Source organism: Shinella sp. 838, from assembly GCF_029623935.1.
Lineage (GTDB): Bacteria > Pseudomonadota > Alphaproteobacteria > Rhizobiales > Rhizobiaceae > Shinella.
Map to the genome: position 1 here is coordinate 31020 of NZ_JARSBQ010000010.1, position 25633 is coordinate 56652.

Below are 25633 nucleotides of genomic sequence, written 5' to 3' on the forward strand. Positions count from 1 at the left end.
GTGTTCGCATCGTTCATCGGCTGCCCCTTGCAAGATGTTTTTCGAGCTTGCGGGCGGCGAAGGTGATCAGGGACCCGACGAGGAAGTAGGTCAGGAAAAGGAACGAATAGACTTCATAGGTGCGGTCGCCATATTGCGGGTTGGCGAGGATCATCTGGCCGGCACGCAGGAAATCCGTAAGGCCGATGATGAAGACCAGCGGCGCCGTGTTGAAGATGTCGAGCACGTTGCCGACGAGCGGCGGGACCACCACGCGAAGGGCCTGCGGCAGGACGATCGAGCGGTTGATGTCGAACTCGCTCATGCCGAGCGAACGGGCGGCTTCCGTCTGCCCGCGCGGCACGGCCTGCAGGCCGCTGCGGACATATTCGGCGACATAGGCGGAGTAGAACAGCGTGAAGCCGATCATGCCGCGGACCACATCCGCCAGATTGAGCTGCGGCGTCAGCACGGGCATCAGGATCCAGATCCAGTAGACGACCATGATGAGCGGGACCGAGCGCATCACCTCGATATAAGCCGTGCAGATCCAGCGCACGCTGGAAAAGCGGCTGCGACGGCCGAAGGCGAGCAGGATGCCGATCGGCAGGGTCACGATCGCTGTGACGAGCGTCAACAGGATGCTGAGCAGCAGACCGCCCCACAGGCCGGCGCCGGGCGGTGCCATCACGGCGAAGATCGCAATCAGCCCGACGAAGCTTGCCGGCACGAGCCCCTTGCGCACCGCCGGAACGCGGGAAATCAGCGCCCAGGACAGCCCGAAGACAACGACCAGCGCGGAAACGAGCAGGACGTTCGCAAGATCGTTCGTCCCCGTAAGGACCAGCGCAGTCGCCACCACGAGGAGAAGGCCGCCGGCATGCCGCCGGCGGAACGCGAAGACACAGCCGAGGGCCGCACCGAGCAGGGCGGCGATGATCATGGCTGCGACCCAGGTGCGCCACACCTGATCCACCGGGAAGATGCCGATCATCAGGACGCGCAGGCTTTGCGGAATGATGTCCCACTGCGCCACCGTCAACGCCCAGCTGGCAATCTGCCAGAAAAGCCAGAGCACCCCCGGAATGACAGTCAGGGACAGGAGAATATCGAACGGCTTGGCGAACAGGTTGTGCCGCGACCATTTCAGGGATTTGGCGATCATCGCGACGCTCCGTGTCTCGTCATGCGGCGGTCGGCCCAGCCGACGGCGGCGCTGATGGCCCAGCTGAGGATGAGGTAGGACGCCATCACGATGACGATGCCTTCGAGGCTGTGGCCGGTCTGGTTCGCGATGGTGCCGTAGATGTTGAACAGCTCGGGATATCCGATGGCGATGCCGAGGGCTGTGTTCTTCGTGAGGCTGATATACTGATTGCCGAAGGACGGGAGCACGACGCGGAAGACCTGCGGCAGGATGATGTCGTTCACCGTGTCGCGGCGCGTCAGACTGAGGGAAGCGGCCGCCTCCCATTGCCCCTTCGGCAGCGCGTCGATGGCGCCGCGCACGATTTCCGCGATGTACGACGCACTGTTGACGACGATGGCAAGCAGCAGCGCGGCCATTTCCGGGCTCATGCCTGTGCCGCCGCGCGCCTGGAACTTCGAGGCGATGGGAACGTCGAGACCGACGATGCCCGTGGCAAACATCACTCCGCCAAGCAGGACGACGGCACCGGCGCAGACCCATCGGACCGTGCGATGGCGATCGAACAGCACGCCGAGGATGGCGACCCAGAATGCCGTTGCGGCTGCGATGGCGAGGACCGAGTCGCCCCCTTGCCAGACGGGAACCGGAAAATAGAGACCCTGCTGGCTGATCACGACGCCGTACAATTTCGCGGCAGCGGCGATCGGCGGGAAATGCAGGACGACGGCGAAATACCAGAAGACGATCTGGATCAGCAACGGCGTATTGCGCACGAACTCCACGCACCAGAAGGAGAGGTTGCGCACCACCCAGTTGGTCGAGAGCCGGCCGACGCCGAGCAGCGTTCCGAGCACGGTGCTGAGAAGGATGGCGAACACGGCCACCTTGACCGTGTTGAAGATACCGGTGACGAAGGCCTGGGCGATCAGGTGATCCGGCGTGAAGGTCAGGAACGTCGGCCAGACACCGTCCTCGAGGGCAACCGTCTTGCCTTCGCTGATATCGAAACCCGCGGCATCCCAGAGGAAGGAAAAGCTGAACCTGATCCCGTGCCGGGCCAGCCCTTCCTTCACGGCAAAGGCAAAGAGGACCACGAGGACGATGGCCGCCGCAACAATGGCGGACTGGGTGGCATTGTACCGGATCCGGTTGCGGCGGCGGCGAGCCGGGAGATCGTCGTCGGCCGCGTTACCGGCCACGTTCGCTTGGTGCACAGTCATGTCGAAATACCAGAACCGATTGGAGGCCCGGGGCGCGATGCCGCCCCGGGCCGGTCAGGAAGGGATCAGTTCCAGAGGGGCGAGTAGATGGCGCCGCCTTCGGTCCACAGGGCATTCGGCGTGCCCTTGCGGTCGAGGAACATCCGGGTGTCCGGGCCGAGATTGCGCGCATAGACCTCGCCATAGTTGCCGACGGCCTTGACCGCCTGCGCGACGAAGTCGTCGGAAAGGCCGAAGTCCTTGCCGTAACCACCACCGACGCCGAGGAACTTCTGGACGAACGGGTCCTCGCTCTTCTGCTTCTCTTCGAGATTGGCCTGCGTGATCCCGGATTCCTCTGCCTGGAACAGGCCGTAGGTGACCCAGCGCAGCGCGTTGCGCCACTTGGAATCATTGGCCGCGACGAAACCGCCGAAGGGCGACTTGTCGAGCGTGTCGGGCAGGATCAGATAATCGGCCGGCTTCGGCGCGTTGCCAGCCCAGGCGGCAAGCGCCGACTTGTCCGTGCTCATCGCGTTGCAGCGGCCGGAATTGAGGGCGGCGAAGAGCTTTTCAAGGTTCTCGTAGGTCAGAACCTTGGAGCCTTCCCAGCCGCGTGCCTTGAAGGCGCTGGTGAGGACGGTTTCGGTTACCGAGCCCTGTGTCGTGCAGAAAGTGGCGCCGTCGAGATCGGCAAATTCCTTCACGCCCGACTCCGTCTTCACCATGACGCCCGTGCCATCGTAGAAATTGACCGGCAGGAAATCGATGGCGATGGAGGATTCACGCGCCGGCTTGATGGTGGTGTGCGCGAAGACGACATCGACCTGGTTGGTGAGGACCGCATCGAAACGGCTCTTGTCGGTGACCGTGACGAACTTGACCTTCGATGCATCGCCGAGGACCGCGGCGGCGACGGCGCGGCAGAAGTCGATGTCGAGGCCTTCCATCTGGCCCGTCGTGGTGTTGAGGTAACCGAAACCGGGCGCGGTGTTGTCCGTGCCGCAGTTCAGCGTGCCGCGCTGCTTGACCGTGTCGAGGACGGACGCCGACGCGTGACCTGCGGTAACGGCGAGACCGGCAAACACGCCGGCCGTGAGAAGCTTGATCAGTTTCATTGCAGTCCCCTGTGAATATCGCGAGCGCCCTGCACGCTGGTGCAGAGCCCGGTTCTCATGCCGAGAGCTGATTTGGGCGATAGGGCAACAGCGGCTCTTGCCGTTCTGTAGCGATTGTTCCCGCCATTGGCCTAAGTCCGCCGTTTGGTAGCCAAGCTGCGAACCCATATCAATCGACAGGGGGACGATAGGAACACGATTTGTTCAGGTCTACTTAATTCTGCTTTACGTACTATTTAGCAAAACTGTTTGATTTTAATCGTCGGCATTGCCTTCGGAGCCCGCGTCGAGCGCAATCGGCGCTTCGTTCTTGCCCGTGGGGAGCCGGCGACGAGAACCGATCCGCGCGTTGACTTCCGCGATGAAGGCCTGAACGGCGGGGCTGCGTTTCTCCCCCTTGCGGAAGGCCAGCGAGATCTTGCGGCGGATCTCCGGCTCGACCTTGCAGACCCAGACGTCCTCGAGGTCATAGCTCGCCCGAAGGCCCGGCAGGATCGAGATGCCATAACCTTCCCGGATCAGCGCGATCGTCACCTCGAACCCCTTGCAGCGGGCGACGATGTTGGGCGTGAAGCCAGCCTCCTGGCACGCATCCGTGATCATGCGGTTATAGGTCGAGGAGGCGGTATCGAGCGCCCAGCGCTCGTCGCGCAGCTGGTGCAACATGACGGTCGGCTGCTCGGCCAGCGGATGGGTCTGGGACACCATCACATTGAACACGTCCTCCATCAGCGGGATCGTTTCGATGTTCGGATCAACGGCGCCGGCGGGCACGTTGAGATCGTCAACGATCGCGATGTCCGTCTGCCAGCTGCGCAGGGCCGCAAGGCTCTCGGCGGGCTCCATCTCGTCGAACTGCACCGTCAGATGCGGATGGAGCCGATGGAGGCCCTGGATCGCCCCCGCCACCACCGCCGCAGCGACAGAGGGAAAGGCTGCCACCCGCAGCTCGCCGGCAATCACCTTCTTCAGCTCGGCGATGTCGGCTCGGGCTGATTCGAGCTCGATGAGGATCCGCTCCGCCCGTTCGACAAGCTGCTTTCCGGCCGGCGTCAGCTCGACGCCGCGGCCCCGCCGCTCGATGAGGTCGATGCCGACCTCCTGTTCCAGCAACGCAATCTGCTGCGAGACGGCGGACGGGGAGACATAGAGCGCCTCGGCCACCGCGGCCATGGTCTTGCGGATCGACAGTTCGCGCAGGGCGCGCAAGCGGGCAAGGTCCATTCTTTCCTCCTCATGTCGAGAGAAGAATGATTAGCAAATCAGAACGCATGTGCAAATATTATTAACTTTTTCTGGATCAAAGCCATGGCTAGCCTTTCTCCAAGCCCTCATACCCTCTTGCGGAGACAGGTCATGACCGAACAGACGAAAGCTTATTTCAACGCCCCCGTTCACGAGCGCGACCCGCTCGTCGCCGGTGCCATCGACAACGAGCGCAAGCGCCAGCAGGACCAGATCGAGCTCATCGCATCCGAGAATATCGTCAGCCGCGCCGTGCTCGACGCTCTCGGCCACGAGATGACCAACAAGACGCTGGAAGGCTATCCCGGCAACCGCTTCCACGGCGGCGGGCAGTTCGTCGACGTCGTCGAGCAGGCGGCAATCGACCGCGCCAAGCAGCTCTTCGGCTGCGCCTATGCCAACGTCCAGCCCCATTCGGGCACGCAGGCCAACCTCGCCGTCTTCTTCCTGCTGCTGAAGCCGGGCGACAAGGTTCTTTCGCTCGATCTCGCCGCCGGCGGCCACCTCTCGCACGGCATGAAGGGCAACCTGTCGGGCCGCTGGTTCGAATCGCACAACTACAATGTGGACCCGGAAACCGAGGTCATCGACTATGACGCGCTGGAGCGTATCGCCGAAGAGGTTCGCCCGACGCTGCTCATCACCGGCGGTTCGGCCTATCCGCGCGAACTCGACTTCGAACGCATGGGCAGGATCGCCAAGAAAGTCGGCGCATGGTTCCTGGTCGACATGGCGCATATTGCCGGCCTCGTCGCGGGCGGCGCCCACCCCTCGCCGTTCCCGCATGCCGATATCGTCACCTGCACCACGACCAAGACGCTGCGCGGGCCCCGCGGCGGCCTGATCCTCACCAACAACGAGGCCTGGTTCAAGAAGCTGCAAGCCGCCGTGTTCCCGGGCGTCCAGGGCTCGCTGCACAGCAACGTGCTCGCCGCCAAGGCCGTCTGCCTCGGCGAAGCGCTGCAGGACGACTTCAAGGTCTACGCCGCGCAGGTCAAGGCCAATGCCCGCGCGCTTGCCGAGACCCTGATCGACCGCGGCGTGCGCATCGTCTCCGGCGGCACGGACACCCACATCGTGCTGGTCGACCTCTCGAGCAAGGGCCTGATCGGCAAGCAAGCGGAAGACCTTCTGTCGCGTGCCAACATCACCGCCAACAAGAACCCGATCCCGGGCGACAGCCCGCGCCCGCCGGAATGGGTCGGCATGCGGCTCGGCGTCTCCGCCGCCACCACCCGCGGCATGAAGGAAGAGGAGTTCCGCACGCTCGGCACCATCATCGCCGACCTCATCGAGGCGGAAGCTGCCGGCACGGCGGACGAGGTTGTTGACGGCGCCAAGGCCAAGGTGGCCAGACTGACGGCGGCCTTCCCGGTCTACGCACACTAAGCGCACGAAATCCGAACCGAAAAGGGCCGCGCTACGCGCGGCTCTCCTTCCGGCCCGCGGCCGGGCCTTGGGGATGCGAAAGGGAGCGTCATGGGAATGGATAGAGTTGCCGGCGGGGCGATCATCGACGGCAGGATGTTCGCGGCCGGCCTGCTGGACGATGTTGCGGCGAAAGTTGCCCGGCTGAAGACTGCCACCGGCGCCGTGCCGGGGCTCGCCGTGGTGCTCGTCGGCAGCGATCCCGCCAGCGCCGTCTATGTCGGCTCGAAACATCGCCAAACGGCCGCCGCCGGCATGAATTCGTTCAAGCACGAACTTCCGGCCGACACGACGCAGGACGAACTGATGGCGCTCATCGGCCGGCTCAACGTCGATCCTGCCGTGCACGGCATCCTCGTCCAGCTACCCCTGCCCGCTCATCTCGACGCCAACGCCATTATCCAGGGCATCAACCCTGACAAGGATGTCGACGGCTTCCACGTTTCCAATGCAGGGCGCCTTTCCACGGGCCAGTCGGCGCTGGTGCCCTGCACTCCGCTCGGCTGCCTCATGCTGCTGAAAGATCGGCTCGGCGGCGACCTTTCCGGCCTGCATGCCGTGGTGGTCGGCAAATCGAACATCGTCGGCAAGCCGATGGCGCAGCTGCTGCTTTCGGAAAACTGCACGGTGACGATCGCCCATTCGCGCACGCGCAACACCCCGGAGCTCTGCCGCGCCGCGGATATTCTCGTCGTCGCAGCCGGGCGGCCGGGCCTCGTGCGCGGCGACTGGATCAAGCCGGGCGCCACCGTCATCGACGTCGGCATCAACCGGGTGGAGATCGACGGCAAGTCGCGCATCGTCGGCGACGTCGCCTTCGAGGAGGCCCGCCGTGCCGCCGGCGCGATCACGCCCGTTCCGGGCGGCGTCGGACCCATGACCATCGCCTGCCTGCTTTCCAACACGCTCACGGCCTTCAGCCGCCAGCACTCCGTCGCCATCGACTGATCGACCCGAAAGGATCGCCAATGTCCGCTCTTTCCAACCGCTATGCCCTGCGCGTCGCCTGCCCCTCGATCCGCGGCGTGACCGCGGCCATCGCGACCTACCTCTCTGCCAACGGCTGCAACATCTCCGACAGCGCCCAGTTCGACGACAAGAGCACCGGCCGCTACTTCATGCGCGTCAGCTTCCAGTCCGAGGATGGCCGCACGCTTGAAGACCTGCGCAAGGGCTTTGCCGAGATCGCCGCAACCTATCAGGCGGATGCCGAATTCTTCGACGAGACGACCAAGCGCAAGGTCGTCCTAATGGTCTCGCGCTTCGGCCATTGCCTCAACGACCTACTCTACCGCTGGCGCATCGGCGCCCTGCCGATCGATATCGTCGGTGTCATCTCCAACCATTTCGATTACCAGAAGGTGGTCGTGAACCATGATATTCCCTTCCACCACATCAAGGTGACGAGGGAGAACAAACCGGAGGCCGAGGCCGAGCAGATGCGCGTCGTCGAGGAGACGGGCGCCGAGCTCATCGTGCTCGCCCGCTATATGCAGGTGCTCTCGGACGAGATGTGCCGGACCATGTCGGGCCGGATCATCAACATCCACCACTCCTTCCTCCCGTCCTTCAAGGGCGCCAACCCTTACAAACAGGCCTTCGAGCGCGGCGTGAAGCTGATCGGCGCGACCTCGCACTACGTGACCGCCGACCTTGACGAAGGCCCGATCATCGAGCAGGACACGGTGCGCGTGACGCATGCCCAGAGCGCCGAAGACTATGTCAGCCTCGGCCGCGACGTGGAGAGCCAGGTGCTCGCCCGCGCCATCCACGCCCATATCCACGGTCGCGTCTTCCTCAACGGCAACCGGACCATCGTCTTCCCGCCCTCGCCGGGCTCCTATGCCTCCGAGCGCATGGGATAGGGTCCACCACTGCGGCCCATGAAAGACATCGCCGCCGGCGCACGCCTTGCCAGGCCGTTGTCGCCGCGGCTATCGCAACGCCCCGAAGACCGGCAAGCCAATGGCGCGGCGCGCGCCTTCCCCGACGCAGGATCAAGACATGGCCATCCACCTCCCCGACAATCCCGCCCGTTCCGATGTGCTGGCGGGACGCCCGACGCTCTGGACGAACCCGCACTACACCGAAAACGCAATCGCGGATGCGACGCTTCCCGTGCAGCCATCGGATGTGGACGAGGCGCAGGAAAACTGGCGGCGGCTGGCGCCGCTACTGGAAACCTGCTTTCCCGACCTGAAGGCAACGCGGGGCGAAATCCGCTCCGATCTCGTGCCGCTGGAGGCCATGCGCAAGGCGCTGGACTATGACGACGCGCAATTCGGCACCCTTCTCGTCAAGGCGGACAGCGCCCTTCCCGTCGCCGGGTCGATCAAGGCGCGCGGCGGCGTCTACGAGGTCTTCCTGTTTGCCGAACTATTGGCCCGGCGCGAGGGTCTGCTGATGGCGGATGAAGACATCCGGCGCCTTGCCGCGCCGGACGCGAAAGCCTTCTTTTCCCGCTACACCATCGCCGTCGGCAGCACCGGCAATCTCGGGCTCAGCGTGGGCGTCGCGGCCCGCGCCCTCGGCTTCAGGGCGACGGTGCACATGTCCGCCGATGCCAAGGCCTGGAAGGTGGAACGGCTGACGCGGCTCGGCGTCGAGGTTGTCCGGCACGATGCCGACTATACGACCGCGGTGGAAAATGCCCGTATCGCCGCCGAGATTGACCCGACGATCTATTTCGTCGACGACGAGCAATCCCGGCACCTTTTCCTCGGCTACAGCGTCGCCGCGCTGGAACTCGCCGAACAGCTTCAGGCCCGCGGCATCGTCGTCGATGCCGACCATCCGCTGTTCCTCTACCTGCCCTGCGGCATCGGCGGCGCACCGGGCGGCGTCGCCTATGGTGCAAAGAAGGTCTTCGGGGACAATGTGCACTGCTTCTTCGTGGAGCCGGTTCAGTCGCCCTGTGCGCTGGTCCATCTCATGAGCGGTTCCGAAGATCTCGTCTCGGTCTACGACGTCGGCCTGACCAACAGAACGGAAGCGGACGGCATGGCCGTCGCCCGCATGTCGGCCTTCGTCGCCACCGTCATGCGCCGCATGCTGGCCGGCATCTTCACCGTCGACGACGCATCCCTCTTCCGCTGGCTCCTCAGCGCCCACCAAAACCAGAACCTGCGCCTCGAACCCTCCGCCGCCGCCGGCTTTGCCGGCCCGGATTTCATCGTGAAACATCCGGCGGGCAAGGACTTCTGCGCATATCAGCGGATCGGCGACCATCTAACCGGGGCCACCCACATCATCTGGACCACGGGCGGCGCCTTCGTGCCGGAGGAGCAGTTCCAGACCTTCCTGCACACCGCGAACGACACCGCCGCAACGGATTGACGGAACTGCCACGCCCATGCCGCCGAACTCACGCACAGCGGCATGGTCCTTGACCGGATCGTTATGCGGCGACGGCAGGCATGTTGCCGTCACGGGCGGCGACATGGGCGATGAGGTCCTCGATGCTGATCAACGGCAGCTGGTGGATGGCCGCGAAATCGATCAGTTCGGGCAGACGGGCCATCGTGCCATCATCGTTGGCGACCTCGCAGATCACGCCCGACGGGCTCCTGCCGGCAAGGCGCGCGAGATCGACCGCAGCTTCCGTGTGGCCCGGACGGCCGCGCACCCCACGCGGATGCGCGCGCAGGGGAAAGATGTGGCCCGGGCGGGCGAAGTCTTCCGGCCGGCTCGCGGGGTCCATGAGCGCCTTGACGGTTGCCGCGCGATCGGCGGCCGAAATTCCGGTCGTCGTGGCGGGAAGGTAATCGACGGAGACGGTGAAGGCCGTATGAAGATACTCCGTGTTCTGCGGAACCATCAGCGGGATGTCGAGCGCATCGAGCCGCTCGCCTTCCATCGCCACGCAGATCAGGCCGCGGGCGTGTTTCATCATGAAGGCGATCGCTTCCGGGGTCACCGCATCCGCGGCCACGATGATATCGCCTTCGTTTTCCCGGTTTTCGTCATCCACGACGACAATCATGCCGCCGCGCGCAAAGGCCGCGATTGCGTCTTCAATTTTCGAGAGTGCCATTTCATTGCCTTTCAAGGGTTGCCGATGCCGGCGTTTCAATCCCTTGGGCGAACAGGCCCGCGACCGCCCGGGTGAAGGACGGTTCCGCAGACATGTCCTCTTCCATCCGGACTGTGACCGTCGGCTCCGGCATCGCACCGGATCTGCTGACCTTCCGCGTCAACGGAAGCGCTCGCGGGCTCCCGGATCGCTCCGGATACCGCCGGTGGGGAGTTTCACCCCGCCCTGAGAACAGGCGTAAATAGGGAATTCTGGTGGAGGAATGCAAGGGCCGGCATCGCCGGCCGCGCAGAATTCCCGACGGCTACCAGCAGCAGAAGCCGCCGTCGACGAGGAGATCGACGCCGGTGACGAAGCTCGCGGCCTCCGAGAGGAGGAAGACGGCCGGGCCGACCATCTCGTCGACAGCTGCCATGCGCTGCATCGGCGTCTGTTCCTCGAAGAGTTTCGTCTGGTGCACCATTTCCGGCCGGGTGTTCATCGGCGTCGCGGTGTAGCCCGGGCTGATCGTGTTGACGCGGATGCCGCGGCCGACCCATTCCATCGCCATCGACTTGGTCATGTGGATGACGCCGGCCTTGGAGGCATTGTAGTGGCACTGGCTGAGGCCGCGGTTGACGATGACACCGGACATCGAGGCGATATTGACGATCGCGCCGCGGCCGGTCTTCAACATGGCACGGGCTTCGGCCTGGCAGGAGAGGAAAACGCCCTTCAGGTTGATGTCCATCATCGTCTGGAACTGGTCTTCCGCCATCTCCTCCGCCGGATTGGCGTTGGCGATGCCGGCCGCATTGACGGCGAGCGTCAGGGAGCCGAGTTCCGCTTCGGTGCGGGCGACCGCCTCGGCGAGCGCCGCGCCGCTGGTGACATCGGCGGCGATCTGGATGCTGCGGCGTCCGGCCCGGGCGATGAAGTCGGCCGTCCGGGCGAGGCCGTCGTCGGTGCGCCGGTCGAGCAGCGCGACATCGGCGCCGCACTGGGCGAGGCCGATGGCGATGCGCTGGCCGATGCCGCTGCCGGCGCCGGTCACGAAGGCGACATTGCTGGAGAGATCGAACAGTTTCGGCGCGTTGAGCGTGATGTCAGACATGAATGCTTCCTTGTTCAAATCGTTGCCAGTTCCATGACCGAGACGTCGTTCGCGTCCTCGCGGTTCAGGATGCCGGCCTGCTTGCCCTGGGCCATGACCATGATGCGGCTGGACACGCCGAGCACCTCTTCGAGGTCGGAACTGACCACGATGACGGCGACGCCCTCCCGCGCAAGGTCCATGATGAGATCGTAGATCGACGAGCGGGCGCCGACGTCGATGCCGCGCGTCGGTTCGTCCAGCACCACCACCTGCGGCTTGCGCGCCAGCCATTTGGCCAGCACCACCTTCTGCTGGTTGCCGCCGGAGAGTTCACCGGCATTCTGTCCGCCGCGGCCCTTCACGCCGAATTTCTTGATGTAATCCTCGGCGAATTCGCGAATGCGGCGGGTGGAGAGCCAGCCGCTGCGCGCGATCTCGCCGAGGTTGGCATAGCCGATATTTTCCGCGATCGAATGGTCGAGCACCACGCCCTGCAGCTTGCGATCCTCCGGCACGAGGACGATGCCGTTGCGGATCGCATCGATCGGCGAGCGCGGCGTCACCGGCTTGCCATGCAAAAACACGTCGCCGGCAGAAATCGGATCGGCGCCGGTGATGGCACGCACAAGCTCGGTGCGGCCGGCGCCCATCAGCCCGGCAATGCCGAAAACCTCGCCCCTGCGGACGGCGAAACTGATGTCGCGAAAGGCTTTGGTCGGTGAGGAGAGGCTGCGCACCTCCAGCGCCACCTCCTCCGTTGACACGGGGAGCGCGGGGAACATGCGCTCCAGCGAGCGGCCGACCATGGCCTCGACGATCGTGCGGATCGGCACGTCGCCGCTGTCGAACTCCTGCACCTTGGCGCCGTCGCGCATGACGACGATGCGATCGGTGATCTGGCGGATCTCCTCCAGCCGGTGCGAGATGTAGATGATGCCGACGCCTTCGGATTTCAGCCGCTCGATCTGCCGGAAGAGGGCCTGCGTCTCCTCGCCGCCGAGCGCCGCGGTCGGCTCGTCGAGGATGAGCAGGCGCGCATTGAGCGTCAGCGCCTTGGCGATTTCGATGAGTTGCTGTTTTCCGGTCGAAAGCCCTTCGACGAGGCGATCAGGCGAAACGTCGAGGCCAAGGCGCTGGAGGCCGGCGCGCGCCTTGTCCTCCATCGTCTTGCGGTCGAGCCGGCCGGATGTCATGGGATAGCGGCCGACGAAGACGTTCTCGGCAATGGACAGCTTCGGCAGCAGCTTCAGTTCCTGGTGGATCATGCCGACCCCCTCGTCCATGGCGGCGCGGGGATTTTCGGGGGCATAGGGCTTGTCGAGCCAGGTCATCTCCCCGGCGGAGGGCTGTACGGTACCGGAAATGATGTTCGACAGGGTCGATTTCCCGGCACCGTTCTCGCCGAGCAGCGCCACGACCTCTCCCGGATGGATGTCGAGATCGACACCGTGAAGAACCTTGATCGGACCGTAGGATTTCTGAATCCCGCGGAGCGACAGGATGGGAGAGCGGGTCGTCATGGCGCTGCTGCCTTTGCGGTTACGGGTGGCTCTTGACGAATTCCGGCGCATTCTCGCAGGTCGTCAGCACGGCATTCGGCGTCTGGCGCTCCTCGACCTTCTGGCCTGCGGCGACGGCGAGCGCGGATTCGACAGCGAGAACGCCCATCTTCTGCGTGCTCTGCGTCGCAGTGGCTATGAACGGGCCCTTGCACTTGGCGAGGTATTCGAGGGCCGAGACGTCGCCGTCATAGCCGCCGATGATCACCTTGTCCGAGAGGTTGGCGACGTCGACCGCCTTGGCGGCACCCATGGCGAGACCGTCGGCCTGGCCGAAGATGATCGTGATGTCCGGGTTGGCCTGCAGCATGTTCTGCGCGATCGTGAAACCTTCGTCGGCCGACCACATGTTGCTCCACTGCTGGTCGATCAACTCTACACCCTTGGCCTCATCGATAGCGCGCTTGCAGCCGGTGAAGCGGTCGACTTCCGGTGTCGTGCCCTTCTGGCCGTGAATGATCGCCATCTTACCCGCGCCACCGGCCTTGCCGATGATGTACTTGCAGACTTCATAGGCGGATTCGACGCTCTCGCCGGCGATGAACGTATCACCCGGCGCGCCCTCGGGCGTACGGTCGACGTTGATGACGGGAATGCCGGCCTCGCGGGCAAGGCGGGTCGGCACGGCGGCGGCGGCAGCGCCCGCCGGAATGTAGATGAAGGCGTTGATGTCCTGCGTCATCAGGTCCTGCACCTGGCTGACCTGGGTGTTGGTGTCGTTCTTGGCATCGACCACGACGACTTCGATACCCTTTTCCTTGGCATGTTTCTCGACGCCGAGCTTGATCTGGTTGAAGAAGTCGGCCTGCAGGTTCGGCACGGCAAGGCCGATCTTCTTGACCTCGGCGGCGGTTGCGGGAAGTGCGAGCACGGACACGGCGCTCGCCGCGATCAGCATTTTGGACAGTTTCATGGTTTCTCCTCCGGGTTGCCCGGCAGCCCCCGCCCCTGCAGGAAGCCGCCTTCCTTTTGCCGGCCCGCACCATTGCGGGCCGTTTTCGCCTCCCCGCCGGCAGCGGGGGTGAACGGTCCTACTTGCGCTTGCGGTAGGTCTCGGCCGTCACGGCGAGCACGATGACGGCGCCGATGATGACCTGCTGCATGAAGGGCGAGACGCTGAGCAGGTTGAGACCGTTGCGCAGCACGCCGATGATGAGGACGCCGATGATGGTGCCGCCGATGCCGCCCGTGCCGCCCGAAAGCGAAGTGCCGCCGATGACGACCGCCGCGATGGCGTCGAGTTCATAGGAGACGCCCGAGGACGGCTGCACGGAGTCGAGCCGGGCGGCGAGCACCATGCCCGAGAGGCCGGCAAGGAAGCTGCAAACGACATAGACGAGCACGGTGGCGCGCTGGACATTGATGCCGGCAAGACGCGCGACTTCGGCATTGCCGCCGATGGCGTAGAGCACGCGCCCGCCATGGCGGTAGCGCTGGTAGAGAAGGCCGACGATGAAGACGACGATCATCACGGCGACGGTGAGCGTCAGGAAGCCGCCGAAGCGCACGATGGCCATCATGTTGAACCAGGCCGGAAAGCCGATGATCTGCTGGCCGTCGGTGATCATGTTGGCAAGGCCGCGGGTGATCGACATCATGGCGAGCGTCGCGATGAAGGCCGGCACGTTGAAGCGCGTGATCAGAAGCCCGGCGATCAGGCCGTTCAAGGCGGCCGCCGCCAGCGCCAGCGGAATGGCAAGCCCCATCGGCACGCCGGCGACGACGTTGAGATAACCCAGCACCATCATGGCGAGCGCCATGACCGAGCCGACCGCAAGGTCGATGCCACCGATCAGGATGACCATCGTCATGCCGACGGCCATGACGCCGAGCACCGTGATCTGGTCCAGCACATTAAGGAAGTTGCGTACCGACAGGAACTTGTCCGTCGCAAAGGTGAGAAAGAGGCACAGCACGATGAGGCCGATCAGCGGCCCCGTGGCGCCGCGCAGCGACGGCAGCATCACGCCTGCGAAGCCCTGTCTTTCCTTCACATCCGCCACCATGAGCACTCCTCCCGGCCGTTCTCGGTCTTGCGTTTTCTCTATCGCATAAATATTCATTAGTGTGTGTAAATTCGTATCGCATCCCGTTGGAGTGTGTCAAGGCGCCCTTCCCGAATTTTTTAGAACTCACTGATGGAATTTCTGCTTGACTTGCGTATCACTCGTGCAAATATATCTATTAATGTATATTTATTCATCATGAGGATTTCATGCATCCGAACGATCTTGACCGTATCGCTCGCCAGATCCGCCTTCGCGATCTGCAAGCGGTGTTTGAAGCAGGCGCAGGCCATATCGGTGGGGAAATGTCCGCCATCGACATCCTGACGGCGCTTTATTTTCGCATCCTCAACGTTTCGCCGGACGAGCCGAAGCGGCCGGATCGCGACCGGTTCGTGCTGTCGAAGGGACATGTGGCCCTGGCGCTTTACGTCACGCTCGCCAAGCGCGGTTTCATCCCCGAAGAGGAAGTCGCGACCTTCCTGAAGCCGCATTCGCGACTCAACGGCCACCCGAACTGCAACAAGGTGCCGGGCGTCGAGACCAATACCGGCCCGCTCGGCCATGGCCTGCCGGTCGCGGTGGGCATGGCGAAGGCCGCCAAGCTGACCGGCGCGACCTACCGCATCTATGTGCTGACCGGGGACGGCGAGATGCAGGAAGGTTCCAACTGGGAGGCGATCGCCTCGGCCGCGCAGTTCGGCCTCGACAACCTGACGCTGATCATCGACCACAACCGCTTCCAGCAGGGTGCTTCGCTTGAGGACACCAACAATCTCGCCCCCTTCCCCGCCAAGCTCGAAGCCTTCGGCTGGGATGTCACCGAGATCAATGGCAATGCCATGGACGAAATCGTTCCGGCGCTGGAAAAACGAGGGGCTCGCCCGCATTGCATCGTCGCCCACACAAACAAGGGCCACGGCATTTCCTTCATGCAGGACAAGGTCGACTGGCACCACAAGGTGCCCAATGCCGAACAATACGAAATTGCCGTGGCTGAGCTTTCGGAGGCCCTTTGATGAACGCCGTAACCCCTTCCGTTAAGCTTCACGATTGCCGCGACGCCTTCGTCGCGGTGCTGGAGCGCCTCGGCGCCGACAATCCCAAGGTCGTGGCCGTCTGCAACGATTCCGTCGGCTCTTCCAAGCTCGGCGGCTTCAAGGCCAAGTGGCCCGAACGCCTCGTCAATGTCGGCATCGCCGAGCAGAACCTTGTCGGCGTCGGCGCAGGCCTTGCCAATGGCGGTCTGCTGCCCTTTGTCTGCGCCGCCGCCTGCTTCCTCACCGGCCGCTCGCTGGAGCAGATCAAGGCCGACATCGCCTATTCCAACGCCAATGTGAAGCTCGTCGGCATTTCCTCCGGCATGGCCTATGGCGAGCTCGGCCCGACGCACCATTCGATCGAGGATTTCGCCTGGACGCGCGTCCTGCCGAACCTGCCGGTCATCGCGCCTTGCGATTCCATCGAGACCGCCGCCGCCGTGGAATGGGCCGCGAAATATGACGGCCCCGTCTTTCTGCGCCTCTCGCGCGTCGGCGTACCGGACCTGCTGCCGGCCGGCCACACCTTCGCGCTCGGTAAGGCCAACCTGCTGCGCAACGGCGATGCCGTCACCCTCATTGCCAATGGCACGCTGACCCATCGCATGGTAAAGGCCGCCGCCATCCTCGCCGAACAGGGCATCGAGGCGCGTGTCCTCAACATGGCGACCGTCCGGCCGATCGACGTCGAGGCCGTGGTCGCCGCGGCGCACGAGACCGGCGCCATCCTGACGGCGGAGGAGCACTCGACCTTCGGCGGCCTCGGCTCCGCCATCGCCGAAGTCGTCGTGGCGGAAGCGCCCGTACCGATGAAGATCCTCGGCGTGCCCGGCATTTTCGCACCCACCGGCTCCGCCGAGTTCCTGCTCGACGAGTTCGGCATGTCGCCCGCCGCCATCGCCGAGGCGGCCGTCGCCCTGATTGCGCGAAAAGCTTCCCACGCGTGATCCCGCGCGGTTAGATTTCGCGCCGGGCGCGGCAAGACCTCCCTTTCGCCGCGCCCCCTCCAATTCCGCTCACCGGAGCCACCATGACGACCGCCATCCTCGCCATCGACCAGGGCACCACGAATTCGAAAGCCGTGCTTGTCTCCACGGACGGCGGGATCCTTGCCCGCGGCGCCTCCCCTGTCGGCATCGAGCATCCGCAGCCGGGCTGGGTTGAACAAAGCCCGCTACGTCTCTGGGCCTCCGTGCAGGAGGCGATCGCTGCGTGCCTTGCCGCCGGCCCCAGCGTCGAGATTATCGGCATCGCCATCTCCAACCAGCGCGAATCCGTCACCATCTGGGATGCCGAGACCGGCGAACCGCTCGGACCCGTCGTGAGCTGGCAATGCCGCCGCAGCGCGCCGGCCTGCGCCGAGCTGATCGCGGCGGGCCATGCGCCGCGTGTTGCTGCGCTGACCGGCCTTCCCATCGATCCGATGTTCCCCGGCCCCAAGATGAAGTGGCTGCTCGACCGCGTACCCGCCGGGCGCGCCGTCCGGCTCGGCACGATCGACGCCTGGCTCATCCATTGTTTTTCCGACGGTGCGGTCCATGCCTGCGATGCCGCCAACGCCGCGCGCAGCCAGCTCTACGACCTCAACCGGCAGGAATGGAGCGATGAACTCTGCGCCCTGTTCGGTGTCGATAAGACGGCCCTGCCCGAGGTGCGCGACAGCGCCTCGCGCTTCGGTGTGACAAAGAACGTGCCGGGCCTTGCCGACGGCATCCCGATCGCCTCGGCCATCGGCGACAGCCATGCCGCCCTCTTCGGCCACGGTGCCTTCAATCCCGGCGACGGAAAGGTGACCTTCGGCACCGGCTCTTCGATCATGACCACCCTGCCCCGCTTCATTGCGCCGCAGCAGGGCATCACCACGACAATCGCCTGGTCGATCGGCGGCCGGCCGACCTATGCCTTCGAGGGCAATATCCTGGTCTCGGCCGCCTCGCTGCCCTGGATGGCCGAGATGCTGGGCCTGCCGGGCGTGCAGGCGCTGACCGAGCTTGCCGCGTCAGCCGAACCCGGCGGCCCCGGCTTCGTGCCCGCCTTCGTCGGCCTTGGCGCACCCTATTGGCACGCCAATGCGCGGGCGCTCTTCTCCGGCATCACCTTCAACACCAGCCGCGCCCAGATGGCCCGCGCGGTGACGGACAGTATCGCCTTCCAGGTGCACGACGTCTTCAAGGCGATGTCGGCGCAATCGCCGGCGCCACTCGGCCGCCTCTATGCCGATGGCGGCCCGAGCCAGAACACGTTTCTCATGCAGTGCGTTGCCGACACGCTCGACCACGCCGTCATCCAGTGCGATGCGCCCGAGGCCTCCGCGCTCGGCGCGGCCTATCTCGCCGGCCTCTCGCTCGGCGTCTGGCCGGATCTTGCCGCCATCGCCGCCCTGCCGCGCGCCGCCAACCCCATCGCGCCGCGTCTTTCCGACGCCACACAGCGACTTGTGGTTTGGCAGGACGCAATCTGCCGCTCGACCCTAACGTGTCCATCGACTATGAGTGAATAAAAATTCACTCATGGAGACCCCTATGGGAAGGCTGAACGAGTTGCGCCTGATCGCCCGCGTCGCCCAGATGTATCATCTGGAAGGCAAGCGGCAGGCTGACATTGCCGAGATCATGCACATGTCGCAGGCGACCGTCTCACGCATGCTGAAACGCGCCGAGCAGGAAGATATCGTGCGCACGACGGTCATCCCGCCCGCCGGCACATTCGCGGAGCTGGAGACCGCATTGCGCGATCGCTACGGCCTGACCGAAGCCATCGTCATCGACTGTTCGGAAGACCGCGACGGCGCGATCATGGCCCGGATCGGTGAGGCCGCTGCCCACTTCCTTGAAGTGACACTACAACAGGACGAGGTCGTCGGCGTCTCGAGCTGGAGCCAGACCATCTTGCGCATGGTGGACAACATCCACCCGCTGAAGAGCGCCAAAGCTAAGTACATCGTGCAGATCCTCGGCGGTATGGGCGATGCCTCGGTGCAGATGCATGCAACACAGCTCACCGCGCGCCTTGCCAAACTCACTGGCGGCGAGCCGCGGCTCCTGCTCGTCCAGGGCATCACGTCCTCGCGCGAGGCGAAACTCGTGATGCTCGCGGACCCGGCCGTGCGCGAGACCATGGACCTCTTCGGTCGCCTCAGCCTCGCCATCGTCGGCATCGGTGCGGTCGAGCCTTCGGAAATGCTGGCTCGTTCGGGCAACACCTTTTCCCGCCAGGAAATGGCGATGCTGCACGAGGCCGGCGCGGTCGGCGAGATTTCCTATCGCTTCTACGACCGGCAGGGAAAACCGGTCGAAACGCCACTTAACGACCGCGTCATCGGCGTTTCGCTGGAAGAGCTGCGCAAGACCAACCGCGTCATGGCGCTCGCCGGCGGAGAATCGAAAACCGAGGCCATCGCTGGCGCCCTGAAGTTGGGCGTCATCGACGTGCTCGTCACCGACAAGTTCACTGCGGCCCGGCTCACGGCCTGATCCATCCCCGGACCAGACCACGGCCTGCCGCGCATTATGGAGAAAAGACCATGAGACGTTTTGCAGGCCAGACGGTGTTCGTCACTGGAGGCAACAAGGGCATCGGCCGCGGTATCGCCAAGCGCTTTGCCGAAGAGGGCGCGAAAGTCGCCATCGCGGCGATCGAGAAGGATACCGTCGCTGCCGCCGAAGCGCTGGCCGCAGAAACCGGGGCGGAGGTGATCGGCCTTCCACTCGACGTGACCGATGCCAAGGCGGTGCAGGCGGCCTATGGCGAGGCCGAAGCGAAGCTCGGCGCGATCTCCGTCTCCGTGCAGAATGCCGGCGTCATCACCATCGCCAAGGTGGAAAACCTCACCGAGCGCGAATGGGACCTCAATCTCGACGTCAACACCAAGGGCGTGTTCCTGTGCTGCCAGGAGGCGATCCGCCGCTTCCGGGCCAGCGGCACCAGGGGCCGCCTGATCAATACCGCTTCCGGCCAGGCCCGCCAGGGCTTCATCTACACGCCGCACTATGCCGCCTCGAAATTCGGCGTCGTCGGCCTGACACAGAGCCTTGCCAAGGAACTGGCGCGGGAAGGCATCACCGCCAACGCCATCTGCCCCGGCATCATCCACACCGAGATGTGGGACTATAACGACCGCGTCTGGGGTCAGATGCTCGGCGAGTACGGCCCGGGCGAACTGATGGCCGAATGGGTCGAGGGCATCCCGATGGGCCGCGCCGGCACACCCGCCGAAGTCGCCGCGCTCGTTGCCTTCCTCGCCTCGCCGGACGCCGCCTACATCACGGGTCAGACGATCAATGTCGATGGCGGCCTGATCATGTCGTAAGCGTCCATCCGGCGCGCGCAAAAAGTGATTGGCGCGCGCCGGATCGCACGCCCTCACGACCATCGTCATCCACATCGTGCGTTGCCGCAACAGCCGCAGTGGGCAGGCTTCACGGGGATTTTTCGGAGATTTCACGCAGATGTGCGCGGAAAACACCCCTAAAATCCCGAAAATTCTTGAAGCCGAGGCGACGGGCCAGGCGGTCGACGGTTTGCGGCGGAACGCCGGTCCGTCTTGCGAAAGCATTGCCTGTCTCGAAGGCAACGAGATCAGGCGCCTCAAAGGCGGACCGGGCCGTTTTCTCCAGCATCGTGGACAGGACGATCTCGCGGGAAATGATCTGCGACTTCAGCTCGGCAAGGGTGCGGGGCGTGCTCCGGTTTGGCATTGTACACCTACCGCGCCTGCCGCAGCGCAGCCGTTGCGGCTTCCGCAGCGACGAGAGCGGCAACGGCATCCGCCGCCGTGGCCGCCGCCGACGGCTGGCCCTGCACCGCCCGGGCAAAATCCTCAAGCTGCGCGCGGAGTGCCGCGAAGAATACCGCTTCGCCGGCGGGCGGCCAGAAGAACCGCGATTCCGCAAAATCCATCGTGCCGAACGCCTGCACCCAGCAGGCATCACCGATGGGAAATCTGCGCCCGAGCGAAACGAGGCCATTGCCGCCTTTCGACAGCGTGCACAACAGCTGGACGGCATCGGGATCCTCCGGGACCACCTCGGCGAAAGCCGTGCTCGCCGCAGCCACCCGATAGTCCTGGAGCTCCTGCCCGGTCAGCCAGCGAAGCTGATCGAACTCATGCACGCCCATGTCGATGAAAGCACCGCCACCGCTGGCCCTGAACGACGCCGGTGGTGGCGTCTCGTCCCATTGGAAGCAGGAGACCAGATAGAGTTCGCCGAGGGAGCCTGCCATGATCCGCTCCCGCAGCGCCTTCAGTTCCGGCACGAAACGGCGCCAGTAGCCGATCTGCAGGTGAACCCCGGCGCTTTCGGCGATCGCCGCCGCCTCCTTCGCTTGCGCCGCGCTGATGCCGCACGGTTTCTCGCAGAGGATCGGCAAGCCCCGGGCTGCCACCGCGGCGATGGTCGCGACATGGGTGGGGCTCGGGGTGGCGATAAGGACCCCGTCCAGCCCGCCCGCACCGATCATCGCCATGGCATCGGCATGGACCGCGACGCCGAACGGGCGCAGCATCTCACGCGCCGCAACGGAGGGATCGGCGACGGCGGCAATCTCGACGAGGGCGCTGTCGGCCGCCGCGCGCAGATGAACCAGTCCCATCCGGCCAGCGCCTACAAGTCCAAGGCGGAATTTCTTCATCGGATTTCCCTTTCACGATAGGCAAGGAGCGGCCGCTGCGACGCGTGTCAGAAGGAGACGGGCTCGAAGCGTCCCGATTTGGCGGATGCCAGTGCGGCCTCGCACAGGATCATCGCCTTGCGGCCATCGCTCGCGCCGACATCCGGCTTCCGGTTGGCAACCACGCATTCGATGAAATGGTCGAGTTCCGCGGCATAGGAACCCTGGTAGCGCTCCACGAAGAAATAGAGCGGCTTGTCGGTCGCGATCTGAAGAGGCCCGGAGACCTCCACGGAGGTGGGCGTCTGGTTGCCCGCGCGCAGCATGCCACCGGAGCCATGGACCTCGATCCGCTGGTCATAGCCATAGACGGCGCGCACGCTGTTGTTGATGTGGCACTGGCGCCCGCTCGCCGTGCGCAGGATGAACATGGCCGTGTCGTATTCGCCAAGCTTGGCATAGTAGGGCAGCACGAGCGAGGAACCGGTCGCGAAGAGTTCGACGGGCTCCTCGCCGAGCAGGTAACGCGCCATGTCGAAGTCGTGGATCGTCATTTCGCGGAAGACGCCGCCGCCGCCGGCAAGCGCTTCTTCCGTTTCGGGTTCCGGATCACGGCTGGTGATGATGACCTGTTCGACGGAACCGATGTCACCTGCATCGATCCGCGCCTTCAGGCTTCGGAAGCTCGGGTCGAAGCGGCGGTTGAACCCGATCTGGAAGACGATCCCTGCCTTTTCGACGGCCGCCAGGCACTCGTCGGTGCGGCCGATATCGAGGTCGATCGGCTTTTCGCAGAACACCGCCTTGCCGTGCCGTGCAGCGGCGATGGTCAGGTCTGCATGCGTCCGCGTGGCGGAGGCGATGACGAGCGCCTTCACCGCCGGGTCGGCAAGCACGGTGGCCGTGTCGGCGATCTTAGCGCCGGTCTCTGCGGCGATCCGTTCCGCCGCAGGCCGGTAGGGATCGACAATGTAGCGCAGCCGCACGCCCGGATGGCGCGCAAGGTTGGCGGCGTGCACGGATCCGATCTGGCCCGCACCGAACAGACTGACATCAATCATGGAGTTCCTCGTCATTTCAAAGCCCGCCATCCGCACGGATGGGCGAACGGGATCAGGGACCGACGGGGAGAACCCCGCCGGATTGGGTGTGTTCATCTGCCGGAATCCGGAGCGGTCGGACCTGTCAGAGGGCCGCCTGCTCCCCCGACCTGCGGCCCGCGACCATGTCGAGTTCGGCCTGCAGGTACTTCAGGTCCCGCCGCCCGGCCATCATGTCGAGCACCTCTTCCTCGCTGATCTCGTCCTTTCGGAACGAACCGAGCGAGCGGCCGCGGTTGAGCAGGGTGAACCTGTCGCCGACCGGATAGGCATGATGGATGTTGTGCGTGATGAAGATCACGGCGAGCCCCCTCGCCTTGGCCTGGGCGATGTAGCGCAGCACGATCGACGCCTGGTGCACACCGAGCGCCGACGTCGGCTCGTCGAGGATGAGAACGCGGGCGCCGTGATAGACGGCACGGGCAATGGCAACGCATTGCCGTTCGCCACCCGAAAGCGTCCCGACCGCCTGCTGGGGATCACGCACCGTAATGCCGATCTTGGCCAGCTCCTCGCTGACGACGGCATCGGCCTGCCTCGTATCGATCCGGCGGAACGGGAAGACGCCCTTCAGCATCTCGCGTCCGAGGAAGAAGTTGCGGCTTATGCTCATCAGCGGGATCATCGAGAGATCCTGGAAGACCGTAGCGATGCCTTTGTCGAGGGCATCGCGTGGCGAGGAGAACAGCATCGGCGCGCCATCCACCTCCATCACGCCTTCCGACGGCGGATGAACGCCCGAGAGGGTCTTGATCAGGGTGGATTTGCCTGCGCCATTGTCGCCGAGCAGGCAGTGGACCTCTCCTGCATGAGCGGTAAACGAGATATCCTGGAGCGCCGTGACGGAACCGAAGCGACGGCTGACATCCTTCAGTTCGATGATGGGAGTGCCTGCGGCCATTAGCGTGCCTCCGTTGCCTTGCGGCGGACGTAGTTGTTGACGAGCACCGCAATCAGCAGCATCACGCCCAGAAAGACCTGGAACCAGTCGGTGTCGATACCGGTGTAGAAGATTCCCATTTCGACTGTGCCGAAGATCAGCGCACCGAACATGGCGCCGACAGCGGAGCCGTATCCACCCGTCAGGAGGCATCCGCCGATGACCGCCGCGATGATCGCCTGGAATTCCTTCTGAAAGCCGCGCAGCGTGTCGGCGGAGCCGGATTCCAGCACCTGGATGGTGGCAAACAGGGTTGCGGCACAGGCCGTCGAGATGAAGAGGGCGATCTTCACCCGGTCAACCGGCACACCGACATTGCGTGCCGCGAGGGCATCGCCGCCGACGGCGAAGATCCAGTTGCCGTAGCGGCTCTTCAGAAGAACCCATGTCGCAAGCGCCGTGACCATACACCACCAGAGGATGGACATCGAAAGGCCCTGGACCATAGGCAGGCCATCCGCACGCTTGGCAATCATACCTATGTCCGCCAGCCACTGGAAAAACCCGGCACCGAACTTGCCACCGAAGATCTGGACGAAGAAGCTGCCTTCCTGCCCTTCGGTGATGTAGGGGATCTGGGTCCGTCCCGTGATCGTCCTAGTCAGCGCCAGGGTCAACCCGCGCAGGACGAACAGGCCGGCCAGCGTCACGATGAAGGACGGCAGCCGCGTTCGCACGACAAGAAACCCGTTCGCCGCACCGATGGCGATAGCGAACACGAAGGCGATCATGACGGACAGCCAGATAGGCAGGCCGAATTCCGTCACGCCCAGCCCGATCGTCACGCTCGCAAAACCGATCATCGAACCGATCGACAGATCGAATTCTCCGCCGATCATCAACAGCGCAACCGCCGCCGCGAGGATCCCTAGCTGAGCCGAGACCTGCAGGAAGTTGCTGATCCCCAGCGGGCTGAAAAGGCCGCTGTTTCCGGCAAAGATACCGAACAAGGCAAAGACAAGGATCGTGCCGGTAAGCGCGCCGAGTTCAGGGCGCCGCAGTGCCCTTGTCAGCCTGCTGGAGGATTGCCCGCTTGTGGCCTGTAGGGCACGGGGTGGCTTGATAGCTTCCGCCGTCATCAATGTTCTCCCACTTCTATTCCTCATGATCCAGGCCGGCGGTTCTCCTCCCGCCGGCCTGGAAGGTCTCAGCGAATACCTTCCTTGCTGAGATCACGCACCGCGGCCGCATCCTTCTGAAGAATGAAGGACGGTCCCGTGCGGACGGCAGAGGCGGGGAAGGTCTTGTACATCGCCTTGTTGGTAAGGAAGACGACGGGGAGGTAGCCCATCATGAACTGCTGGTTGTCGATGGCGAACATGGCACTGCCGTCGCTCACGGCGTCGAGTAGCTGCGGCGAGAGGTCGAAGCTGCCGATCTTGTAGTTGGCCAGCGTACCGCGATCCTTGAAAAGCTGGAGGATCGGGGTTGCGACAGTCGGGCCGAGCGCCAGAACCCCCGTCACGCCGGGATTGGCCGACAGATAGGCTTCGACCCGACGGGTGACGTCGGTCGGATCCATCGTCGCCGCAACGACCGAGGACTTGCCGCCGCTTTCCTTCAGGCCATCGTTGAAGCCTGCGCAACGCTTGTCGAGGCTCACATTGCCGACCTCGTGGTTGACGCAGATGCCTTCCTTGACACCCGCCTCGCCCATCATCTTGCCGGCACGCACACCATTGTCGTATTCGGAGCCTCCGCCGACGAAAAGGTCGAGCTTCCACGGCTCCACCTGATCCTCGCCGGAATCGATGACCACGACCGGAATACCGGCGGCCCTCGCCGCCTCGACAGGCGCCTTGAGCGCATCCGCATCGGGGATCGAAATGACAAGGCCATCAGGCGCGGAGGCGGTGGCAGCTTCGATCATACGCGCCATACGCACGACGTCGAAGGTTTCCGGTGCCTGGTAATCGACCTTGACGCCGAGCTGCTTGGCCGCCGCCAGCATGCCGTTCTTCACGACGGTCCAGTAGACGTCGTTCGCCTGTCCGTGGGTGACGAAGACGATGCGGACGTCTTCTGCCTTCTTGGCCTCCGCCGACGCACTCGTCACGCCGAGAAGCGCGACCGTCGCCGCGAGGACACCGGTACGGACGAAACGGGCGGATTTCGATTTCAAGACTGCTGCAATCATGGTTGCTGTTCCCT

General features: G+C 64.5%; 23 protein-coding genes and 1 riboswitch. Of the genes, 9 read left to right on the forward strand and 14 right to left on the reverse strand.

Features of this window, described 5'->3' with window-relative positions; genetic code table 11:
* Positions 1 to 13: 13 nt before the first annotated feature.
* The 4 genes from P9A16_RS24565 to P9A16_RS24580 form a co-directional block, all read right to left on the reverse strand.
* The gene (locus tag P9A16_RS24565; protein ID WP_023516549.1) at positions 14 to 1144 is read right to left on the reverse strand and encodes an amino acid ABC transporter permease; all 1131 of its coding nucleotides are present in this window, start codon (positions 1142 to 1144) and stop codon (positions 14 to 16) included.
* The gene (locus P9A16_RS24570; protein WP_037406870.1) at positions 1141 to 2349 is read right to left on the reverse strand and encodes an ABC transporter permease subunit; all 1209 of its coding nucleotides are present in this window, start codon (positions 2347 to 2349) and stop codon (positions 1141 to 1143) included. Before P9A16_RS24570 ends, P9A16_RS24565 begins: the two co-directional genes overlap by 4 nt.
* 65 nt (positions 2350 to 2414) lie before the next feature.
* The gene (locus P9A16_RS24575) at positions 2415 to 3446 is read right to left on the reverse strand and encodes a transporter substrate-binding domain-containing protein (RefSeq protein WP_023516287.1); all 1032 of its coding nucleotides are present in this window, start codon (positions 3444 to 3446) and stop codon (positions 2415 to 2417) included.
* A 255-nt stretch (positions 3447 to 3701) separates the two neighbouring features.
* Complete coding sequence (locus P9A16_RS24580) at positions 3702 to 4670, reverse strand: LysR family transcriptional regulator (protein WP_023516286.1); 969 nt, start codon at positions 4668 to 4670, stop codon at positions 3702 to 3704.
* Between the two features lie 132 nt (positions 4671 to 4802).
* Between P9A16_RS24580 and glyA the strand changes: the two genes are divergently transcribed.
* The 4 genes from glyA (at position 4803) to P9A16_RS24600 (ending at position 9455) form a co-directional block, all read left to right on the forward strand.
* Entirely contained in the window at positions 4803 to 6080 is a 1278-nt protein-coding gene (gene glyA, locus P9A16_RS24585) for a serine hydroxymethyltransferase (protein WP_023516285.1), read from the forward strand.
* Between the two features lie 90 nt (positions 6081 to 6170).
* Positions 6171 to 7067 (forward strand): bifunctional methylenetetrahydrofolate dehydrogenase/methenyltetrahydrofolate cyclohydrolase FolD, encoded by an 897-nt coding sequence (gene folD, locus P9A16_RS24590; protein WP_037407465.1) that lies wholly within the window; start codon positions 6171 to 6173, stop codon positions 7065 to 7067.
* 20 nt (positions 7068 to 7087) lie between these two features.
* On the forward strand, positions 7088 to 7984 hold the full coding sequence (purU, locus tag P9A16_RS24595; protein ID WP_023516283.1) for a formyltetrahydrofolate deformylase: 897 nt from the start codon (positions 7088 to 7090) through the stop codon (positions 7982 to 7984).
* Between the two features lie 139 nt (positions 7985 to 8123).
* The gene (locus tag P9A16_RS24600) at positions 8124 to 9455 is read left to right on the forward strand and encodes a D-serine ammonia-lyase (RefSeq protein ID WP_023516282.1); all 1332 of its coding nucleotides are present in this window, start codon (positions 8124 to 8126) and stop codon (positions 9453 to 9455) included.
* 61 nt (positions 9456 to 9516) lie between these two features.
* Here the strand turns inward: P9A16_RS24600 and ribB are convergent, their stop codons facing one another.
* The 5 genes from ribB to P9A16_RS24625 all read right to left on the reverse strand — a co-directional run bounded on the left by ribB (position 9517) and on the right by P9A16_RS24625 (position 14792).
* Positions 9517 to 10152 carry a 3,4-dihydroxy-2-butanone-4-phosphate synthase gene (ribB, locus tag P9A16_RS24605; RefSeq protein WP_023516281.1) on the reverse strand — a complete coding sequence of 212 codons (636 nt, stop codon included), beginning with the start codon at positions 10150 to 10152 and terminating at the stop codon, positions 9517 to 9519.
* 90 nt (positions 10153 to 10242) lie between these two features.
* Positions 10243 to 10389: riboswitch (FMN riboswitch) on the reverse strand.
* Positions 10390 to 10456: 67 nt separating this feature from the next.
* Positions 10457 to 11245, reverse strand: coding sequence for an SDR family oxidoreductase (locus P9A16_RS24610; RefSeq protein ID WP_023516280.1), 789 nt, complete (start codon positions 11243 to 11245; stop codon positions 10457 to 10459).
* Between the two features lie 14 nt (positions 11246 to 11259).
* The gene (locus P9A16_RS24615; protein ID WP_024270640.1) at positions 11260 to 12747 is read right to left on the reverse strand and encodes a sugar ABC transporter ATP-binding protein; all 1488 of its coding nucleotides are present in this window, start codon (positions 12745 to 12747) and stop codon (positions 11260 to 11262) included.
* A 19-nt stretch (positions 12748 to 12766) separates the two neighbouring features.
* Complete coding sequence (locus P9A16_RS24620) at positions 12767 to 13699, reverse strand: substrate-binding domain-containing protein (protein WP_024270639.1); 933 nt, start codon at positions 13697 to 13699, stop codon at positions 12767 to 12769.
* A gap of 118 nt (positions 13700 to 13817) precedes the next feature.
* On the reverse strand, positions 13818 to 14792 hold the full coding sequence (locus tag P9A16_RS24625) for an ABC transporter permease (protein WP_023517410.1): 975 nt from the start codon (positions 14790 to 14792) through the stop codon (positions 13818 to 13820).
* A 209-nt stretch (positions 14793 to 15001) separates the two neighbouring features.
* Here P9A16_RS24625 and P9A16_RS24630 point away from each other — a divergent pair, with 209 nt between their 5' ends.
* The 5 genes from P9A16_RS24630 to P9A16_RS24650 all read left to right on the forward strand — a co-directional run bounded on the left by P9A16_RS24630 (position 15002) and on the right by P9A16_RS24650 (position 20141).
* On the forward strand, positions 15002 to 15811 hold the full coding sequence (locus tag P9A16_RS24630) for a transketolase (RefSeq protein WP_023517411.1): 810 nt from the start codon (positions 15002 to 15004) through the stop codon (positions 15809 to 15811).
* Positions 15811 to 16779 carry a transketolase family protein gene (locus tag P9A16_RS24635; RefSeq protein ID WP_023517412.1) on the forward strand — a complete coding sequence of 323 codons (969 nt, stop codon included), beginning with the start codon at positions 15811 to 15813 and terminating at the stop codon, positions 16777 to 16779. The genes P9A16_RS24630 and P9A16_RS24635 overlap by 1 nt, the downstream gene beginning before the upstream one ends.
* A gap of 83 nt (positions 16780 to 16862) precedes the next feature.
* Positions 16863 to 18332: an FGGY family carbohydrate kinase gene (locus tag P9A16_RS24640; protein WP_023514056.1), complete on the forward strand. Its 1470-nt coding sequence runs from the start codon at positions 16863 to 16865 to the stop codon at positions 18330 to 18332.
* Positions 18333 to 18354: 22 nt separating this feature from the next.
* Positions 18355 to 19305, forward strand: coding sequence for a sugar-binding transcriptional regulator (locus tag P9A16_RS24645; protein ID WP_023514057.1), 951 nt, complete (start codon positions 18355 to 18357; stop codon positions 19303 to 19305).
* Between the two features lie 50 nt (positions 19306 to 19355).
* Positions 19356 to 20141, forward strand: a complete 786-nt coding sequence (locus P9A16_RS24650; protein ID WP_023514058.1) for an SDR family oxidoreductase — start codon at positions 19356 to 19358, stop codon at positions 20139 to 20141.
* A gap of 395 nt (positions 20142 to 20536) precedes the next feature.
* Here P9A16_RS24650 and P9A16_RS24655 read toward each other — a convergent pair whose 3' ends face one another.
* The 5 genes from P9A16_RS24655 to P9A16_RS24675 form a co-directional block, all read right to left on the reverse strand.
* A complete protein-coding gene (locus tag P9A16_RS24655) occupies positions 20537 to 21463 on the reverse strand; it encodes a Gfo/Idh/MocA family protein (RefSeq protein ID WP_037407459.1) in 927 nt (308 codons plus the stop codon).
* A gap of 47 nt (positions 21464 to 21510) precedes the next feature.
* Positions 21511 to 22503: an inositol 2-dehydrogenase gene (gene iolG, locus P9A16_RS24660; RefSeq protein ID WP_023514061.1), complete on the reverse strand. Its 993-nt coding sequence runs from the start codon at positions 22501 to 22503 to the stop codon at positions 21511 to 21513.
* A gap of 124 nt (positions 22504 to 22627) precedes the next feature.
* Complete coding sequence (locus tag P9A16_RS24665) at positions 22628 to 23443, reverse strand: ATP-binding cassette domain-containing protein (protein ID WP_278026005.1); 816 nt, start codon at positions 23441 to 23443, stop codon at positions 22628 to 22630.
* The gene (locus P9A16_RS24670; protein ID WP_023514063.1) at positions 23443 to 24561 is read right to left on the reverse strand and encodes an ABC transporter permease; all 1119 of its coding nucleotides are present in this window, start codon (positions 24559 to 24561) and stop codon (positions 23443 to 23445) included. Before P9A16_RS24670 ends, P9A16_RS24665 begins: the two co-directional genes overlap by 1 nt.
* A 68-nt stretch (positions 24562 to 24629) precedes the next feature.
* Positions 24630 to 25619 carry a rhizopine catabolism ABC transporter substrate-binding protein gene (locus P9A16_RS24675; RefSeq protein ID WP_023514064.1) on the reverse strand — a complete coding sequence of 330 codons (990 nt, stop codon included), beginning with the start codon at positions 25617 to 25619 and terminating at the stop codon, positions 24630 to 24632.
* Positions 25620 to 25633 lie beyond the last annotated feature (14 nt).